The sequence below is a fragment of the Actinomadura logoneensis genome (genome assembly GCF_003428695.1).
GTDB classification, from domain to species: Bacteria; Actinomycetota; Actinomycetes; order Streptosporangiales; family Streptosporangiaceae; genus Spirillospora; species Spirillospora logoneensis.
On record NZ_QURH01000394.1, the window covers coordinates 1 to 713 of the forward strand.

Annotated in this window: 1 protein-coding gene; it reads right to left on the reverse strand. The window is 77.4% G+C overall.

All coding sequences use genetic code 11. The features are described from left to right. Positions 1-591 (reverse strand): DUF58 domain-containing protein (locus DZF91_RS22910; RefSeq protein WP_235834486.1); only part of this gene is annotated, 591 nt, incomplete at its 3' end. Positions 592-713: the final 122 nt, after the last annotated feature.

Consider the following 713-nt stretch of genomic DNA (forward strand, 5'->3'; position numbering starts at 1 on the left):
CGCGCCGGACCCGCCAGGGGAGCGGGACGCGCGCGCCGTGCCACCCCACCCGCCGAACAGGCCCGACCCGCCACGGCCCGGCCCCCCAGGACCCGGCACGGCGAGCGTCCCACCCGGCCGCGCCGCCTCCGGACGATGCGGATCGGTGTCCAGCACGTCCTGCAGCAACGCGTACAACGCGGCCTTGCCCGTCCGCGCCGGACGACGCCGCAGCCGCTCCCGGTCCAGCAGATACGCCCCCACCCGGTCACCCAGCCGCACCGTCAGGAACCCCACCGCCGCCAGCGCCGCCACCGCCAGGTCACGCTTCACCATCCGGCCCGTCCCGAACCCCATGCTCGGCGTGAGGTCCGCCAGCGCCCACACCTCAAGCTCATGATCGGCGATCAGGTCCCGCACGTGCGGCGTCGTCGTCCGCGCCGTCACCGCCCAGTCCATGTGCCGCACATCGTCCTCGCCCGGCTGGTACAGCCGCGCCTCGGCGACCTCGGTCCCCGGACCCGGCAGCAACCCCAGGTGCTCACCGTTCAGCAGACCGTCCAGCCTGCGCGTCACCGACAGCTCCAGCCGCCGCAACGTCCGCTCGGGCACCAGCTCCGCCAGCCGCGAATCCCGCGCCCCCGGCCCCGCCCCGGCCGCGGCGTCCGGCGGCGCGAACCCCGGCCGCGCGCCCCACGCACCACCCGGCCCACCCGGCCCCTGCGGGCCGTCCG